The organism is Vibrio iocasae, from assembly GCF_042245395.1.
Classification (GTDB): Bacteria; Pseudomonadota; Gammaproteobacteria; order Enterobacterales; family Vibrionaceae; genus Vibrio; species Vibrio iocasae.
In genome coordinates this window covers 569,336-587,622 of the sequence record NZ_CP145311.1, presented here as the reverse complement: position 1 = coordinate 587,622, position 18,287 = coordinate 569,336, and the positions used below count along the sequence as shown (strand labels likewise).

Below are 18,287 nucleotides of genomic sequence, written 5' to 3'. Positions count from 1 at the left end.
GTATTTATTTCATGAATGTTAATAGAATCGATCTTAACCTACTGGTATATCTGGACGTTTTATTGAGGGAAAGAAACGTTACCCGATCAGCAAATCAGCTTGGTGTTAGCCAACCGGCAATGAGTAACGCCTTAAGAAGATTGCGAGAACTGTTTGGAGATCCTTTACTGGTAAGAACTAATGAAGGCATGGTTCCTACAGAGCGAGCTACCAGACTTCAACCTATGATCAGAAACGTTCTGTCAAATATAGAGAAAGCGGTACAGCCAACCGCTGAATTCAATGCAGAAGACAGTGACAGAGTCTTTCGTATCATGGCGAGTGACTATTCTGAGTCTACTTTGATACTTCCTCTGCTTGAACGCTTAAACGATATTGCACCAAAAGTCCGGCTGGACATCATGACGCCCAGTGACGTGAACTATCAGGATGTAGAGCAAGGCTCTGTGGACTTAATTATCAATCGTTTTGATAACATCCCTCAATCATTTCACCAAACCAGCCTTTGGCACGATACCTTCAGTTGTGTCTTTAGCAAAGACAACCCTATCGCAGACCACTTTGACCTCAACAGCTATTTGCAAGCGCAACATGTATGGGTTAACAAAACAGGTATGGGAACTGGTGTGGGTGTAAACCCAAGTGATATCCAGAAGTTAGGTTGGGTTGATGCAGCGCTGATGAAAATTGGTAAAACACGCAACATCACCGTGTTCACCCGGCACTACTTATCAGCGGTACTCTACGCTGAGCAAAAGAACCTTATCCTCACTGTTCCTAGCAAAATAGCACTTTCTCACGTTATTAATCCGAGACTGGTTGTTCGCCCTACCCCATTTAATGTTGAACCTCTTGAGGTGAAAATGGCCTGGAGTCCACTGCTTCAAAGTAACCCTGGTCACCAATGGATGCGAAGGCTGATAAAAGAGACCGCAACCGAGCTGGATACCGTGAAGAAAGTAAGTTAGATAAGACCAATATTCACACAATAAATACTGATTATAACCACTATAAATTAGCTAAATTTTAACCAGCTCCCTAGACTCTTTCACATAGTCAAAATCGAAGAATCGTCCAGGGAGATCTCAATGAGCAATCGAATTCAACAGGGAAGCTTGCAAATCGATGGCACCCTATACTCACTCGTTAATGAACAAATCATTCCGGGAACGGGAGTTGAGGCAGACAAATTCTGGCAGGCATTCGAATCTATTCTGGATGACCTTTCACCAAAAAACAAAACACTACTGGAAAAGCGGGAAAGCCTGCAAAGTCAGATAGACCATTGGCATAGAGAACGTGCGGGTCAGCCTTTGAACCCAAAGGAATACAAAACGTTCCTACAAGACATTGGTTACCTTGTTGCTGAAGGTGAAGATTTTCAAATCACAACAGCTAACGTAGAGCCTGAAATTGCGACTCAGGCAGGACCTCAGTTAGTTGTTCCTATAATGAACGCACGTTTTGCCCTGAATGCGGCCAATGCTCGTTGGGGCAGCTTATATGATGCGCTATACGGCACAGACGCTATCAGCGAAGAAGACGGAGCAGAAAGAGGTAGTGCTTATAACCCAGTACGTGGCAACAAGGTAATAGGATTTGCACGTGAACTGCTTGATACCGTCGCTCCATTAAATGGCGCCTCACACAAGGATATCACCAGTTACTCAGTTGGCTCATCACTAAGCGCGACATTAGACAATGGTGAGCAGGTAACACTCGTCGACGACTCTCAACTTGTTGGTTATCAGGGGGAAGCATCTTCACCAAGTGCAATCCTTTTAAAGCACAACAATTTGCACCTTGAAATCCAAATTGATCCAAACGCACCAATCGGCAAGCAGGATGCTGCCGGTATAAAAGATATTGCTGTTGAGTCAGCTCTTACCACTATTATGGACTGCGAAGACTCGGTAGCTGCTGTTGATGGTGAAGATAAAGCCTTAGCCTACAAGAACTGGTTAGGTCTGATGAAAGGTGATCTTCAGGATACATTTGAGAAGAATGGCAAACTAATGACAAGAGCTATGAACTCTGACCGAGTTTATACCAGCATCAACGGTGGCGAAGTCTCCCTGAAAGGGCGCAGTATGCTGTTTATCCGTAACGTGGGACACCTGATGACAACCCCGGCCATTCTGGATAAAGATGGCAACGAGATCCCTGAAGGCATTATGGATGGCATGATCTCTTCACTTATCGCTATGCATGATTTGAAAGGAAACAGCCCATTCAAAAACTCTACCGCCAACAGTATCAATATCGTTAAACCTAAAATGCACGGCCCTGAAGAGGTGGAGTTTACAACTGAACTATTCGGTAGAATTGAACAAGCGCTGGGACTAGAAGAGAACACCATTAAAGTCGGGATCATGGATGAAGAGCGTCGTACATCCGTAAACCTTAAAGAGTGTATTCGAGCAGCGAAAGAGCGTGTGGTCTTTATCAATACCGGATTCCTTGACCGCACTGGTGATGAGATTCATACCAGTATGGAAGCCGGCCCATTCGCTCCGAAAGGTCAGCTAAAAACCATGACCTGGATTGGCGCTTATGAAGATCAGAACGTTGATATCGGCCTTGCGTGCGGACTTCCGGGCAAAGCTCAAATAGGTAAAGGCATGTGGCCGGAACCAGACAATATGGCAAAGATGATGGACGCCAAAATAGGCCACCCTATGGCTGGAGCAAATACAGCATGGGTACCTTCACCAACAGCAGCAACGTTACATGCTCTACACTACCATCAAGTAAGTGTACCAAACCGCCAGGACGAACTGCGTAACCGTGCTCAGGCAAGCGTGGATGACATTCTAACCATTCCGCTACTGGGTGACCAAAAGCTTACCAGTGACGATATTCAGAAAGAGTTGGATAACAACACACAGGGCATCTTAGGCTATGTTGTTCGCTGGGTAGATCAAGGTGTTGGCTGCTCTAAAGTACCAGACATCAACAACACTGGCCTGATGGAAGACAGAGCAACACTTCGAATCTCCAGCCAGCATATAGCTAACTGGTTACATCATGGCATTTGTTCTGAAGAGCAGGTTATGGAAACATTGAAGCGTATGGCGGCAATTGTAGATACGCAAAATGCGGGAGATACCAGCTACACAAATATGGCACCTGATTTTGATAGAAGCATCGCATTTAAAGCTGCGTGTGAGCTGATATTTGAAGGAAAAGCTCAGCCAAGCGGTTATACCGAACCAGTGCTTCATGCGATGCGACGGAAGCTAAAGAGTCAGTAAGTTAACGATTAAAAACCAAAAATCATAACGATCACTTCCCCTTCCCCGGGGGAAGCTTTTTCAAAGGGGGCAAGACGGAAGCCCAAGTCGCCCCCTCCTTTCTTTTCTATGCTTCCTATACTTCAAGCACAAAGTTTACAGCAGTTCTGACACCACATCAGCCAACTGTTCAAAGGTTTCGTAGCGGGAAGAACTCGGCCTCCACACCAAACCAATATCTCGATAAGCTTTCTGCCCTGGTGGATCAACCACAACCAAATTCTGATTTTCCAGTAATCCGTGCTCTATAGCCATTTGAGGGATAAAGGTTGTCCCCAATCCATTTGCTACCATTTGCACCAGAGTATGAAGACTGGTGGCAGTAAATGGGTTAATTTTCTCTTTATCTGTTAGCTTACAGGCAGAAACTGCATGTTCTGTCAGGCAGTGCTCATTCTCGAGCAAGAACACGGATTCATCAGGTAAGTCATCATATTTAATAGGCACACGAATATTGCTAGCCTGATTACGGCTGATGACCATACGAAAAGGATCTTGCCCAACAACCTGACTATGCATATTGCCAATATCAACGGGCAACGCCAAAATCAACACGTCCATTTCACCATGCTTAAGTGCCTGAAGAAGGTTAGCGGTTGTATCTTCACGAAGGAGCAAATCCAACTCAGGGAAACGTTGGTTAATTTCCTGAACTAACTCACACAGTAAGAATGGTGCAATCGTCGGGATACACCCAACTTTAAGCTGTCCATTCATCGTTCCACCCTGACATAGCTTTCCGAGCTCTATCAGATCCTGTCCCTTAGCCAGAAGCTCTCGTCCCTGCGCAACGACCTTTTCGCCAGCCATAGTGAACACCAGTGGACTTTTTTTATCCTTCTTCTCATAAAGTGGACAACCTATCATCTCTTCAAGGTTCTGAATCCCTTTACTTAGAGTGGACTGACTGACAAAGCAGCGCTCAGCAGCTTCACTAAAGTGGCGCGTCTCATGTAACGTAACCAAATAATGCAGCTGTTTTAAACTAGGCCATTTATTCATAGTAACCATCTATATTTATTATCAATTCACTTACTAATAGTGTTTGAATTGACTCGATATTCTGAGCATTTAAATTTATCGATTTTTTCGATTAAATCAATCTATTTAATTCGCTTTTTTACATACACAAATATGTACTATAGTTTCCTTGTCGAAACACGGAACCAAACCCAAAGGTTTGAAAAATATTTCTAAATTAGGAGCAATAAAATGGTACTAGTAGGTCGTCAAGCCCCAGATTTTACTTCTGCAGCTGTGCTAGGTAACGGTGAAATCGTTGAAAACTTCAACTTCGCTGAGTTCACTAAAGGTAAAAAAGCGGTTGTATTCTTTTACCCACTAGACTTTACTTTCGTTTGCCCATCTGAGCTTATCGCTTTTGACAAGCGTTTTGCTGACTTCCAGGAAAAAGGCGTTGAAGTAATCGGTGTTTCTATCGATTCTCAGTTCTCTCACAACGCATGGCGTAACACTGCTGTTGAAGACGGCGGTATCGGTGAAGTTAAATACCCTCTAGTTGCTGACGTTAAGCACGAAGTTTGCCAAGCATACGGCATCGAGCACCCAGAAGCTGGTGTTGCATTCCGTGCATCTTTCCTAATTGATTCTGATGGCCTTGTACGCCACCAGGTAGTTAACGACCTTCCTCTTGGCCGTAACATTGACGAAATGCTACGTATGGTTGACGCACTAAACTTCCACGAGAAGAACGGTGAAGTTTGCCCAGCACAGTGGGAAGAAGGTAAAGCAGGTATGGACGCAACTCCAACTGGTGTAGCTGCGTTCCTGTCAGAGCACGCTGACGACCTGAACAAGTAATTACTTAGTCCTAAGCTCAACGGACTTGGTTGGATAATATATAAAGCGAAAAACGCACGCCAATCAGTTATAAAGTAATAATCAGCCCAAGAAAAAAGCCCGGACAGCAGTTCGGGCTTTTTATTTCCAGTTCTGAACCGACCAAACACTTATTCATATTTCACTATTTGGTACACACATCATTTCCTGCTAGGCTCTTGCTCTATCCGTTTTAGTTTTGAGTCTCTCTCCATGTCTTTTGAAATTGAAGTCTGTATCGATAACCTTGAATCTCTTCACAACGCTGTTAACGGTGGTGCAACCAGAATCGAGCTCTGCTCTTCTCTCGCTTTAGGTGGATTAACGCCGAGTTATGGCATGATGAAGCAAGCCGCTAAAATATCAACAGTTCCTGTTTACGCCATGATTCGCCCTCGTCAGGGAGATTTTCTGTACGACAGTGACGATATCGAGTCCATGATGGAAGATATACATATGGCTAAAAAAGCAGGTATGGATGGTGTCGTGTTTGGCCTTCTAACTGCTGATGGGCATGTAAATATAGAAGCTTGCCAAAAGTTGATGCAAGCAGCTTCTGGACTTGGAGTAACCTTCCATCGTGCTATCGATCATTGCAGAGACTACGTAAAAGCTATCGAAGACATTAAATCTTTAGGCTGTGAAAGGGTACTGACATCAGGACTTAAATCCAACGCCCTTGAAGGTACTAAAACAATAGCCCACATGACTCAACTTGCCGGTAACCAGCTTTCCATTATGGCTGGTGCAGGAGTAACCGCAGATAATGCTGCTGAAATAATTTCAGTTACCGGGATCAAAGAAGTGCATCTCTCCGGTAAATATCAAAGAGACAGTTATATGAATCATTCCGCCACTGCTCGTATGGGCAGCTCAGATGTGAATGACCACTTAATTCCGGTAACAAGCAGCGAAAAAATCGCTCAGGTCCTCAATTCACTGAAATCATTAGATTAGTTTTTCAACAGCTGTCCTATAATTTTATATACGTAAATAAGCGGAAGTAGGTTGATTATGGGAAAGCTGAAAAAAGAAGAGTATGAAAAAGAGCTCGCGAAGCTACAGATCGAACTGGTAAAACTTCAGGAATGGGTAAAGCAAGAAGGCCTTAAAGTCGTTGTTTTGTTTGAAGGACGTGACGCTGCCGGTAAAGGTGGCGTTATCAAACGCATTACTGAAAAGCTTAACCCACGAGTTTGTCGCGTTACTGCGCTTCCCGCACCTACCGAAAGAGAAAAAACTCAATGGTACTTCCAGCGCTATGTCGCACACCTGCCTTCCGCCGGAGAAATGGTACTTTTTGACCGTAGTTGGTACAACCGTGCGGGTGTTGAAAAAGTCATGGGATTTTGCAGTGATGATGAGTATGAGGAGTTTTTAAGATCCTGTCCTGAATTTGAAAGAATGCTCATTCGATCAGGCATAATCCTGCTTAAATACTGGTTCTCAGTATCAGATGAAGAGCAAGAGAAACGCTTTCTGGAAAGAATTAATACCCCTGTTAAACGCTGGAAGTTTAGTCCGATGGACCTGCAATCCCGTAGCCGCTGGAAAGAATATTCCGAAGCAAAAGATCAGATGTTTAAATACACTGACACTAAGCAGTGCCCCTGGTGGGTTGTTCCTTCTGATGATAAAAAAAGAGCACGCCTGAACTGCATTAGTCATCTGCTCTCTTCCATTGAATATCAGGAAGTTAAACACCCTGAAATCGAACTACCGGAAATTAGCAAAGAGGGGTATATTCGAGCCCCGATTGAAGAACAACAACACGTACCTGAGAAGTTTTAAATGGCAAAAGATCTCTATCAGAATCTGGACTTAAATCTACTACGAACCTTTATCGTTCTGTCTCAGGAACTCAATATGCGCAAGGCGTCTGAGAGGCTTTATGTCTCTCAGCCCGCCATTAGTCAGTCCCTTCAGAAACTGAGAGTTCATTTCTCTGATGATCTATTTATTAAGTCACCCAAAGGGTTAACAGCGACAGCATATGCAGAGGAGCTAGCCACTCGCTTAGCTCCCATTATGAATGAGCTTTCCAACACGCTTAACTTCGGTCGGGAGCTAGATCTTATGTCGATAGATAAGACAATAAAGATAGCTCTAAACTCAACAGTACTCTGCGCAATATCAGGCAAAATTGTAAAGGAAATTAAAAGACTGGCACCTAAAGCCGATCTTCAAATACATTCCTGGAGCGCATCAACACTATCCGATATTGAGAAAGGTGAAATTTTAATAGGAGTTAACCACGAAAGACCGAGCACATCGAAAATGGTCAGAACTGAAACTCTCATTGGAATGAACTCTTATGTTGCAGTAAGACAAGGGCACCCAATCAAAGAGCGAGTAACTCGCCCAGATGTGTTTGCTGACTACGAGCTTGCCTCACTGATCGTTCCCGGATGGAATAGCTATACCGTTATCGCTGAAGAAGTACTTCAATCATTGGGCTATAAGCCTAAGCTAGGATTTCGCTCAGAGTATCTAATGGCCTTAGTTGACGTGATCCAGGAAACAGATATGTATCTTCCTACAACATCAATATTTCCATTTATGGACCATCCTAAGCTAAGAGCAATAAAGGTAGACTTGACGGGGATTGATGTTTACCACCCTCTTAAAAGCCATTACCACCAAAAGAATACCAATGATCCACTGACCAAGTGGCTTAACTCACTCATTCAAACGCTTCTCGATAAGCAAGAGCAAGAGTTCCTTTCAAACTTTTAATAAGCAAGATTAATTACTTAATATACTCATCGATATCACCCTCATCGAGATGACGGATATCCTTCCCTTTCACGAAGTAGATAATGTATTCACAGATGTTTTGGCATCTATCACCCACCCTTTCTATCGCCCTTGCTGACCACATTACCTGCAAAATGCTTGGAATATTTTTCGGATCTTCCATCATGTAGGTCATTAGCTGTCGAATCACGGCTTCATACTCGGAATCCAGTTGGTTATCCAGCTTATAGACTTCTGCTGCTGCATCGACATCCATTCTGGCAAACGCATCTAAAACCTGGTGAAGCATATCAATTGCTTGTCGACAGAGAGGTTCTAGTGAAACATGAAACTTCTGTTCTTTAGATGAGGGCGTTTCTATCGCAACATAAGCAATACGAGTGGCAACATCACCAATACGCTCGAGATCGGTAATGGTTTTTATGATTGCCATAATAAGTCGAAGATCAATTGCAGTCGGCTGTCTTTTAGCGATGATTCGGGTACAAGCTTCATCAATCGAGACTTCCATAGCATTCACCTTGTGGTCGTCTCGTACAACTTTTTTCGCTAGCTCAATATCATCTTTGTTCAGAGCCTGCATCGCAAATGACAGTTGTTGCTCCACCAGCCCCCCCATTGTGAGCACATGGGTTCTGATCGACTCCAGTTCTACGTTAAACTGCCCCGATATATGACGGCCAAAATGCATGCTATCTCCTACTGCTAATGAGAATAATCCTTAACCATAACGCCCGGTTATATAGTCTTCCGTACGTTTTTGCTTTGGAGAAGTAAATATGGAATCTGTATCACTATATTCAACTAATTGCCCCAAGTGAATAAAAGCTGTGTGATCACTCACTCGCGCTGCCTGCTGCATATTATGAGTCACTATCACAACCGTGTACTTGGTCTTCAGTTCGTATACCAGCTCTTCAATCGTCAACGTCGATATAGGATCCAATGCTGATGTTGGCTCATCCAACAATAAAACTTCAGGCTCAATGGCAATTGCTCTGGCAATTACCAAACGCTGTTGTTGTCCACCAGACAACCCAAACGCATTTTCATGAAGCCTGTTTTTTACTTCGTCCCAAAGTGCAGCAGCTTTAAGTGAACGCTCAGCGGCATCATCCAGTGCTCTGGCATTTTTAACGCCTTGTAATCTGAGTCCAAACACAACATTTTCGTAAATCGATTTAGGAAATGGGTTCGGACGCTGGAATACCATTCCTACACGTCTACGCAGCGTGGCAACATCAACTTGCGGGTCATAAACGTTTTTGCCATGGAGCAAAACTCTGCCGTCTATTTTGCAGCCGTCAACCAGGTCATTCATACGATTCATACAACGCAGCAATGTAGACTTACCACAACCCGATGGACCAATGAACGCAGTCACTTTCCCTTTGGGGATTCGCATCGAGATATCTTTAAGTGCCTGACCACCATTTTTATAAAACAGATTCAGACCTTCGATCGTAATCGCAGAGTCCTCATCTGAAAGATTATTTACATCTAATGGTGGTTTATAACCCAGTGCAGTATTGACCGAAAACATGCTTAATTTTGCCCCAAAGTACGGTATTTTTCCCGAAGGTTATTTCTGATATTGATAGCCGTAAGGTTTAATCCAACGATTACTGTAACAAGTAAAAACGATGTGGCATACACTAAAGGCCGAGCAGCTTCTATATTAGGTGACTGAAATCCAACATCGTATATGTGATAGCCAAGATGCATAAACTTACGTTCCAAATGAACATATGGGAAATTACCATCCACAGGTAAAGCTGGAGCCAGTTTAACAACACCTACCAGCATTAATGGAGCAACCTCTCCCGCTGCTCTGGCTATCGCCAGTATCAACCCGGTAATGATTGCAGGGCTGGCCATCGGTAATACGATTCGCCAAATTGTTTCGAACTGAGTTGCCCCCAGAGCTAAGGCACCATGCCGGACTGAGTTCGGAATTCGACTCAAGCCCTCTTCGGTCGCAACAATCACTACTGGTAAAGTTAACAGAGCTAACGTCAGTGCTGACCAGAGAATCCCCGGAGTACCAAATGTAGGTTCTGGCAGTTTATCTGCATATAAAAACTTATCTAGTGAGCTGCCGATGGTATAAACAAAAAAGCCTAATCCAAACACCCCATAAACAATCGAAGGTACTCCGGCAAGATTTATGACCGCAATTCTTATCAGGCGAGTTAACGCACTTTCTCTTGCATATTCATGAAGGTATATTGCCGCGATAACACCCAATGGCATGACAATCACAGACATCAGTAGTACAAGAAAAACCGTACCAAAAATCGCTGGGAAGATACCGCCTTCGGAGTTTGCCTCTCTAGGGTTTTCTACTAAAAAGCTTTTAACTTGAGCAAACCAATGTCCTAGCTTTTCAAACCCTCCCATCTTATTGGGGTACCAACCAGAAAGCACCGTTCCCATAGGAAGCTCAATGAGATTTCCACTCATTTCTTCTACAACCAGAATCTCCTGAGCAAGTCTGTCTTTAAGTAACTCTAGTCTGTGTTCGGCTTCAGATAAGTTCTCAACTATCTCATTTTTCTTCTGGTTATAGTCATTCAGATAATCATCCGTAAGTTGCCCGTTAAGCTCCGCTTTTTTCCGCTTTAGCCTTAACTGGCTTAACATCCAGCTTTGATTCTGTACCTCTGTTGACTTAACCTGCTCGATCTCAGCTCGTAACTGGTTGGCAAACTCAATGCCTTCTTCTAGTCGTTGCTCTATGTTTTCATTAAAACGCACGCCCTCAGAGATATACGCAATCGGCCTCCCAATAAAGTCGCCATTACGAGTTCTTTCGAGCACCAGAATGCTTTCTGGAGTCTCTTCCTGAACTAAATCACTGCTGAATACATTAATAAAATCGAGTGGATATAGCTCCCGGTTACCCACTTTAATATTCAGCCTTTCTGCAGTACCACTCTCATACACCTCGGCTGGCAAACGATCTTTCGCATTGACGACATGATCTATGGGAACCTTATCTCGTTGGTAGATTTGTCCAACAATTCGATTCCCGTCTACATCAACCCATTGGTACACGTTTGCAGGCCAGAAATACGTCAACCCTTTCCATCCAATGAGTAATAGCAGGCCAAGAACCGATACCAGACTAATGCTGACGGCTCCTCCCGATAACCAGACCCAGGGTCTTCCTGCTTTAAACCATTGAACTAACAAACTAACTACCTTTAACTATCAAACCGTAACTTTCTGAATAACTACATTGAACTGTATTTTTTTCTAAGGCGGAAACGAATCATCTCTGCCAGTGAGTTCACAGCAAAGGTGAACATAAACAATATCAAAGCACACAAGAACAGTAACCTATAGTGAGACGACCCCACATCAGACTCTGGCATCTCCACCGCAATAGTGGCAGAAAGTGTTCTCATGCCTTCCAGCATATTCCAATCCAGTATTGGTGTGTTACCTGTAGCCATTAAAACAATCATAGTCTCACCAACTGCTCGTCCTAAACCAACCATAACGGCAGAAAAAATACCGGGACTTGCTGTGAGCAAAACAACCTTTGTCAACGACTGCCACGGGGTTGCACCTAACGCCAACGCACCATCAGACAAGTGCTTAGGAACAGAAAATATGGCGTCCTCTGCAATGGTGAATATGCTTGGAATAACAGCAAAGCCCATCGCTATACCAATAACTAACGCGTTCCTTTGGTCAAAGTCGATGCCCATATCCGCCAGATAAACACGAATGTCACCAGAGAAGTACAGCCTCTCAATATCCGCACTGTATGAAAATGACAACGATGTAATAACCAAGATTACAGGAATGAGCAATAAAGCGTGCCAACCTTTAGTCTGCTTTTCAGAAACCTTCTTTGGAATCAGAGCCCAGAGAGAGCCAATTAAAATCGTTGATAGTGGAAGAGCAACAATGATTAAAGCAATTGCAGGAAGGTTTGATTCAACAATTGGAGCCAGCCACATCCCAGCAAGAAAGCCGATGATTACGGTTGGCAATGCTTCCATAAGCTCGATCGTTGGTTTCACGACTTTACGCATCGCAGGCGTCATAAAGTACGCTGTATAGATTGCACCAAATACCGCGATAGGAACGGCAAATAACATACAAAACAGAGCAGCCTTAAGTGTTCCAAATGTTAATGGTATCAGGCTAAACTTGGTCTCATAACTATCTGTTGATGCCGTTGATTGCCAGACAAACTGAGGTTCAGGATATCCTTCATACCAAATCTTGTTCCACAATGAGTTAAACGAGATCTCAGGGTGAGCGTTATCAACTTTAAACACGCTCAACGTATCCTTTTCGATAGTAAGCAAATAATTTTCATTGCCAGAAACCGAAGCAACGTTTGGTGCTGACTCAAACAGTTTCTCAGAATAAACAAGGTTTTCGCCCGTCGTATAATGGGACTGCAAAATACCTGATTGATGGAAAGCAAAAAAACCTTTCTTATAGGCATTGGGGACCAGCACAGCGAGATCGGTTTCCGCTTCTATATCCCGAATATGAGTAAGTGTTCTCATTCCTTCACTAAGAACATCAAACCATTGGGAAATAATACCTTCTTTATGGGTAACCAATACTGATTGTGCTCCCGCCAAGAGCTGAATATTCGCAGCTCCTCGGAGAGTCCCACCTAAAGTAACATCGAGGACTTCTCTTACCTGAAAGCCTCTTCTACCCTGCGTTAATACTATTAACTCATCTCCAGACAATGCGAAAAGCTGAGAACCATCCGGGGCCAAAATAAGTTTAGATACCGTTGAGGGTAATTGAGGAATCGTTAAAGTCTGAGCAACGACTTCGCCTTTGCTACTTAGCTCTGCCTGAACCTTTTTTGCTACTGTCTTTCCTTGGTCATTGATAGCAACAAATATCGCTTCTCTATCTGTTACAGCTAGGGCTAACTGACTCACAGATACTCGACTATCATCGATAACAATCAACTCACCATCGAGAAAAGCATCTAGATCTGGAGTCAGGATTCTTCTGTTATCCGAAAAAGAAACGTTAAATTCAGGTCGAACAACGACAACTTGACCCTGACTGTTACCGTATCCATACCAGGCTTTCCCGTCAGTTGAGGTCGCAATCACCGTGGGCTCTTCGATAATCTGCGTCGATAGAATTTCATTAAGTTTGGGTTGGTTGCGTTCCGCTTTAAGGCTTAGGTAGGTCAATTGTCCTGAGTCGTCAAACAAATACGCATTTTCACCATAATAACCGACACCGGAAGCGATAATGGCATGCTCAGAATCAAGCTTTCCCTGCTCAATGAGTTTGATCTCTGCGCTGGAAAATATGGGAGTTACAACGGTAAACAGGTAGATAAACATGAGTACTAACGCCAATAACACACCAACACCACCAGAAGTGACCATCAATCGAGCTAACCGATCTTTAACATATCGGGTGCGGTCTCTCTCTTTTAGTGAAAATTCGGCCTGCGGCATAGCGTGATAATTACCTGTTCTATAAGAAGATGGCTGTATTAATTCTACCTTAAAGTCCCGCATGAGACCCGATTGGATATCGAGTCTCATAGACATTGCGAAATCTGATAGTTTAAATCTCACCAATAATATTTCGATTCGGTGACAGTTATATTACAAAGTCGACTCTCATCTCAAAAATAGTGCGTCAAAAAGTCTGTAACTAACTGAAATTTACGCTAAGATTTCTATAGGGGCGACACACTTATGTAATAAAAACAGTCTACCCTTCATCCTCTACCCCTCTATTTAGATTTTAGGGATATTGCCTATATCCCAACGCTAGTTGACATAAATCGGAAGGTATCATGAGCGCTGAATCGCTATATATTGAAAAAGAACTAAGCTGGCTTTCATTTAATGAGCGAGTGTTGCAAGAAGCTGCAGACAAAAATGTCCCCCTAATCGAAAGAGTTCGCTTCCTGGGTATCTTTTCAAATAACCTTGATGAGTTTTATAAGGTTCGTTTTGCCGATGTAAAACGCAGAATCCTTATTAGTCAGGAAAGCGGTCGAAAAGATAACGCCAAAGAACTACTGGCGAAAATGCAGAAGAAAGCAGCCGAGCTGGATGAAAGATTCAACGACCTGTACAACGAACTTTTGATGGAAATGGCAAGAAGACGAATCTTTCTTGTCAACGAAACTCAGCTCAATGAGCATCAACAGAAGTGGGTAAAAAAATACTTCCGTAAAGAAGTTCTTCCACATATCACGCCACTTTTGATGACTGAAGATATCGATGTACTCCAGTTTCTTAAAGATGAGTATGCTTATCTGAGTGTTGAAATTAAGAAAGACGATACAGATACCCAATACGCACTACTTGAGATTCCTACCGAGCATATGCCTCGGTTCATTATGGTTCCGGAAGAAAAAGGAAAGCGCAAAAAAACCATTATCCTTCTGGATAACATCATTCGGTACTGTCTGGATGATATCTTCCGCGGCTTCTTCGAATACGATGAGCTAAGCTGCTACTCGTTCAAAATGACACGAGATGCGGAGTATGACTTAGGTTACGAGGTTGAACACAGTCTACTGGAGCAGATGTCAGAAGGTGTAGCACAGCGTCTGACTGCAATGCCTGTTCGATTTGTGTATGAGAACGGCATGCCTAAGAACATGATCAATGTGCTGTGCGATAAACTGAAAATCTCCAACTACGACAGTCTGCTTCCAGGCGGCCGTTATCATAACTTTAAAGATTTCCTGGGCTTCCCGAATGTTGGACGTGAATACCTGGAAAACAAACCACTACCGCCACTACCAAGCGCGGACTTCGATAACTACAACAACAGCTTTGATGCAATTAGAGAGAAGGATATCCTGCTCTACTATCCTTATCATACCTTTGAACATATTACTGAGTTGGTACGCCAGGCATCGTTCGACCCGAAAGTCCGAAGTATCAAGATCAACATCTACCGTGTTGCGAAAAACTCTAAGCTGATGAACTCTCTTATTGATGCGGTTCACACAGGTAAAGAGGTGACCGTTATTGTTGAGCTTCAGGCCCGTTTCGATGAAGAAGCCAATATTGAATGGTCTAAAGTACTGACAGATGCAGGGGTGCATGTTCACTTCGGTGCACCTGGTTTGAAGATCCACTCTAAACTGTTACTTATCTCGCGTCGTGAAGGTGATGACATTGTGAGATATGCTCACGTTGGTACTGGTAACTTCCACGAAAGAACTGCCAGAATTTATACTGACTTCTCGCTGCTAACAGCAAATAGAGAGATCACCGACGAAGTACGTAATGTGTTTGGATACATTGAGAATCCATATCGTCCTGTACGGTTTGACCACCTTATCGTCTCCCCACGAAACTCGCGTAAACAGCTATATCGCTTAATCGATAATGAAATTGCGAATGCAAAAGAAGGGAAATCGGCAAGCATCACACTGAAAGTCAATAATCTGGTGGATAAAGGGCTGATCAACAAGCTATACGGTGCAAGTACTGCTGGTGTGAAGATCAGAATGATCATTCGTGGTATGTGCTCTCTGGTACCGGGAGTAAAAGGTATCAGTGATAACATCAAGATCATAAGTATTGTTGACCGCTTCCTGGAACACCCTCGTGTCATTATCACAGAGAATGCAGGCGATCCGCAGGTGTATATCTCTTCTGCTGACTGGATGACCCGTAACATTGATCATCGAATCGAAGTTGCAGTTCCAATAAAGGACGAGAGACTTAAGAAGCGAATTATGGATATAATCGCGATTCACTTTACGGATACTGTAAAAGCTCGTTGGATAGATGGCGAGATGAGCAACAATTATGTGCCAAGAGGTAACCGTAAGAAAATACGCTCTCAAATCGCTATTTATGACTATATAAAACAAGTGGAAAAACAGAGCCGAAAAGAAAACGAAAAACGGTTAGAAGCAAAGAATGAATGAAAAACTGGGTCTGCAATCTCGTGACATTGCCGCCATTGACCTTGGGTCCAACAGTTTCCACATGGTTGTGGCGAAGATTGTCGGAGAAGACCTACAAATAGTAAGCCGGCACAAACAACGTGTCCGGCTCGCTTCAGGGCTAGGCAAAGACAAACTTCTTTCAGAAGAAGCCATACAAAGAGGTGTGGATTGTCTGGCCATGTTTGCCGAAAGGCTTCAGGGTTTTGACATTGGCAACGTTCGTATTGCCGCAACCCACACACTTCGCCAGGCTCGCAACGCAAGTTTCTTTATGCGAAGAGCCAAAGAAGTCCTCCCGTTTCCAATAGAAATCATTTCCGGTGTTGAAGAAGCACGTCTGATTTATGCTGGTGTTGCCCACACCCAACCAGAATCAAAGACCAAGCTCGTGATTGATATTGGTGGTGGTAGTACCGAGATGATCATCGGTAATGATTTCGAGCCTGAGTTAGTAAACAGTACTTTGATGGGGTGCGTGAGCTTCACCAATCAGTTCTTTGCGAATGGAAAGCTGTCAAAGAAGAACTTTTCCAAAGCCGGTATTGCCGCTCAACAACAGTTTGAGTCGTTAATTGAGCAATATAAGAAAAAAGGATGGGATGCTGCTCTGGGGTCTTCGGGCACGATTAAGGCGATCAAAGAAGTTCTAATCGGTATTGGTTATGAAGATGGTGTAATCACATCTAAACGCATGGCTAAGCTAATTGATGCTCTATGCGAGTTTAGCTCTATCGAAGAGATCAAACTTCAGGGACTGAACGATGAACGCAAACCTGTTTTCGCAGCAGGTGTCGCTATTTTAGATGCCATCATCAATCGACTTAAGATTAAAGAGCTTCACTTTTCAGATGGCGCACTACGGGAAGGTTTGTTATACGAAATGGAGGAGCGCTTTGAACGCTCAGATATTCGTATGCGTACTACCGAAAATCTGGCTCGCAAGCATCTGGTCGATCTAAACCACGCTGATAAAATCCGAAAACAGGCAAATAAGTTCCTAAAGCAAGTGGTTGGGAAAGAAGGCATCCTTAAGCATGGTGAACAAGCGTCATTGCTTGGCTGGAGCGCTATGTTGCATGAAGTTGGTCTTAGCATCAGCTATCAGGGGTTTCATCGTCACTCATCTTACATTCTTAAACACACCAACATGCCTGGTTTCAATCAGGAGCAGCAGTTGCTGCTGGCAACCTTGGCGAGATTTCATCGAAAATCTCTTAAACTACAAGAGATGCCTGAGTTTAACTTGTTCAAGAAAAAACACATTTTGACTCTGATCCGAATTCTTCGTCTGGCTGTTCTGCTTAATGGGCAACGAAATGAAGAAAAGCTTCCTGCAATCAAGATAAGAGTGACAGATGACAACGAGTGGATGCTGGAGTGCGAAGAAAGCGAGTGGCTGGGAAATAATAAACTGCTACATGCCGATTTAGTAACTGAACAGGAGTACTGGCAGAAAGCCGACTGGAAACTGGTATTGAGTTAGCCACTAAATCTCTATGAATAAACATAAAAATCGGCCCAGCTACAGGCCGATTTTTTGTAACTCGCTATCGGCAAACGTTTCTGACAGAGGTGCATAGCCTTCACTTTTTACCATCTCCTGCCCCTGCTTCGAGTAAATAAATCTTATAAACTCTTTTTCGACCGCTGGCATACGCTTACCTGGATGTTTATTAACATATATGTATAGGTAACGGGATAGTGGGTACTTACTATTGAGAATATTTTCTTCCGTTGGAGAAACGTAATCTTCACCTTGCTTGGCAATAGGAAGTAAACGAGCTCCCGCGACACGATACCCAACACCGGAATAGCCAATAGTGTTGATAGAAGATGCGACAGACTGAACAACCGAAGCAGAACCTGGTTGCTCATTCACATACTTCTTAAAGTCGCCTCCGCACAATACGTTTTGCTTAAAATACCCATACGTTCCGGATACAGAGTTTCGCCCGAAAAGCTGAAAGCGTCGTTTCGCCCAGTCAGCTTGAATCCCCAGCTGTTCCCATCTCTCAATAGGGAAATGACCACCACAAAGCATTGTGGAAGAAAAAATGCTGTCGACTTGTTGGAAGTTCAAGCCTTTGAGAGGGTTGTCTTCATGCACAAAGATACCAATAGCATCTACCGCAATTCTCAACTCTGTAGGTTTATAACCGTGTTCATTTTCAAAGGCTTCGATCTCTTTAAGCCGCATTTGGCGACTCATAGGCCCAAGCTGTGCTGTTCCTTCCGTCAACGCAGGTGTTGCGGTTGAAGAACCAGAAGCCTGAACCTGAATATTCACATTGGGGTAGATGTTTTGAAACTCTTCGCTCCAGCGAGACATCATGCTTGCTAAGGTATCTGAGCCTATAGAGATCAAATTGCCGGAAAGCCCCTGAACTTTATTGTAATCAGGTAGGGGTTCTGCCCACGCGCTAGCAGACACCGATATTAACATCGCAGATAAAACCGTTTTCCTG

14 protein-coding genes are annotated in these 18,287 nt (G+C 43.5%); 8 read left to right on the top strand and 6 right to left on the bottom strand.

The annotated features are described in order from the left end of the window. The first annotated feature begins 11 nt into the window (after nucleotides 1-11). Nucleotides 12-968 carry a LysR family transcriptional regulator gene (locus tag SNR28_RS12330; RefSeq protein ID WP_375752769.1) on the top strand — a complete coding sequence of 319 codons (957 nt, stop codon included), beginning with the start codon at nucleotides 12-14 and terminating at the stop codon, nucleotides 966-968. Nucleotides 969-1,088: 120 nt separating this feature from the next. Further along, nucleotides 1,089-3,254, top strand: coding sequence for a malate synthase G (locus SNR28_RS12325; protein WP_375752768.1), 2,166 nt, complete (start codon nucleotides 1,089-1,091; stop codon nucleotides 3,252-3,254). A 135-nt stretch (nucleotides 3,255-3,389) separates the two neighbouring features. Here SNR28_RS12325 and SNR28_RS12320 read toward each other — a convergent pair whose 3' ends face one another. Beyond that, nucleotides 3,390-4,295, bottom strand: a complete 906-nt coding sequence (locus SNR28_RS12320; protein ID WP_375752767.1) for a hydrogen peroxide-inducible genes activator — start codon at nucleotides 4,293-4,295, stop codon at nucleotides 3,390-3,392. A gap of 210 nt (nucleotides 4,296-4,505) precedes the next feature. On the opposite strand from SNR28_RS12320, the gene SNR28_RS12315 reads away from it, so the two are divergent. The 4 genes from SNR28_RS12315 (at nucleotide 4,506) to SNR28_RS12300 (ending at nucleotide 7,868) form a co-directional block, all read left to right on the top strand. Next, complete coding sequence (locus SNR28_RS12315) at nucleotides 4,506-5,114, top strand: peroxiredoxin C (RefSeq protein WP_375752766.1); 609 nt, start codon at nucleotides 4,506-4,508, stop codon at nucleotides 5,112-5,114. Between the two features lie 231 nt (nucleotides 5,115-5,345). Then, nucleotides 5,346-6,089: a copper homeostasis protein CutC gene (locus SNR28_RS12310; protein ID WP_375752764.1), complete on the top strand. Its 744-nt coding sequence runs from the start codon at nucleotides 5,346-5,348 to the stop codon at nucleotides 6,087-6,089. A gap of 57 nt (nucleotides 6,090-6,146) precedes the next feature. Beyond that, nucleotides 6,147-6,923 (top strand): polyphosphate kinase 2, encoded by a 777-nt coding sequence (ppk2, locus tag SNR28_RS12305; RefSeq protein ID WP_375752763.1) that lies wholly within the window; start codon nucleotides 6,147-6,149, stop codon nucleotides 6,921-6,923. Further along, nucleotides 6,924-7,868: a LysR family transcriptional regulator gene (locus tag SNR28_RS12300; RefSeq protein ID WP_375752761.1), complete on the top strand. Its 945-nt coding sequence runs from the start codon at nucleotides 6,924-6,926 to the stop codon at nucleotides 7,866-7,868. Nucleotides 7,869-7,881: 13 nt separating this feature from the next. On the opposite strand, the gene phoU is transcribed toward SNR28_RS12300, so the two are convergent. Genes phoU through SNR28_RS12280 form a run of 4 tightly spaced genes read right to left on the bottom strand, consistent with a single transcriptional unit; the run spans nucleotide 7,882 to nucleotide 13,351 of the window. Continuing rightward, nucleotides 7,882-8,580, bottom strand: coding sequence for a phosphate signaling complex protein PhoU (gene phoU / locus SNR28_RS12295; RefSeq protein ID WP_375752760.1), 699 nt, complete (start codon nucleotides 8,578-8,580; stop codon nucleotides 7,882-7,884). A 30-nt stretch (nucleotides 8,581-8,610) separates the two neighbouring features. Beyond that, on the bottom strand, nucleotides 8,611-9,432 hold the full coding sequence (pstB, locus tag SNR28_RS12290; protein ID WP_375752758.1) for a phosphate ABC transporter ATP-binding protein PstB: 822 nt from the start codon (nucleotides 9,430-9,432) through the stop codon (nucleotides 8,611-8,613). A gap of 2 nt (nucleotides 9,433-9,434) precedes the next feature. Next, complete coding sequence (gene pstA, locus SNR28_RS12285; RefSeq protein WP_375752757.1) at nucleotides 9,435-11,084, bottom strand: phosphate ABC transporter permease PstA; 1,650 nt, start codon at nucleotides 11,082-11,084, stop codon at nucleotides 9,435-9,437. Nucleotides 11,085-11,125: 41 nt separating this feature from the next. Next, nucleotides 11,126-13,351, bottom strand: a complete 2,226-nt coding sequence (locus SNR28_RS12280; RefSeq protein WP_375752756.1) for an ABC transporter permease subunit — start codon at nucleotides 13,349-13,351, stop codon at nucleotides 11,126-11,128. 347 nt (nucleotides 13,352-13,698) lie between these two features. Here SNR28_RS12280 and ppk1 point away from each other — a divergent pair, with 347 nt between their 5' ends. After that, on the top strand, nucleotides 13,699-15,801 hold the full coding sequence (gene ppk1, locus SNR28_RS12275; RefSeq protein WP_375752754.1) for a polyphosphate kinase 1: 2,103 nt from the start codon (nucleotides 13,699-13,701) through the stop codon (nucleotides 15,799-15,801). Continuing rightward, on the top strand, nucleotides 15,794-17,305 hold the full coding sequence (gene ppx / locus SNR28_RS12270) for an exopolyphosphatase (RefSeq protein ID WP_375752753.1): 1,512 nt from the start codon (nucleotides 15,794-15,796) through the stop codon (nucleotides 17,303-17,305). Before ppk1 ends, ppx begins: the two co-directional genes overlap by 8 nt. A gap of 39 nt (nucleotides 17,306-17,344) precedes the next feature. On the opposite strand, the gene SNR28_RS12265 is transcribed toward ppx, so the two are convergent. Continuing rightward, on the bottom strand, nucleotides 17,345-18,265 hold the full coding sequence (locus SNR28_RS12265) for a PstS family phosphate ABC transporter substrate-binding protein (protein WP_375754073.1): 921 nt from the start codon (nucleotides 18,263-18,265) through the stop codon (nucleotides 17,345-17,347). Nucleotides 18,266-18,287: the final 22 nt, after the last annotated feature.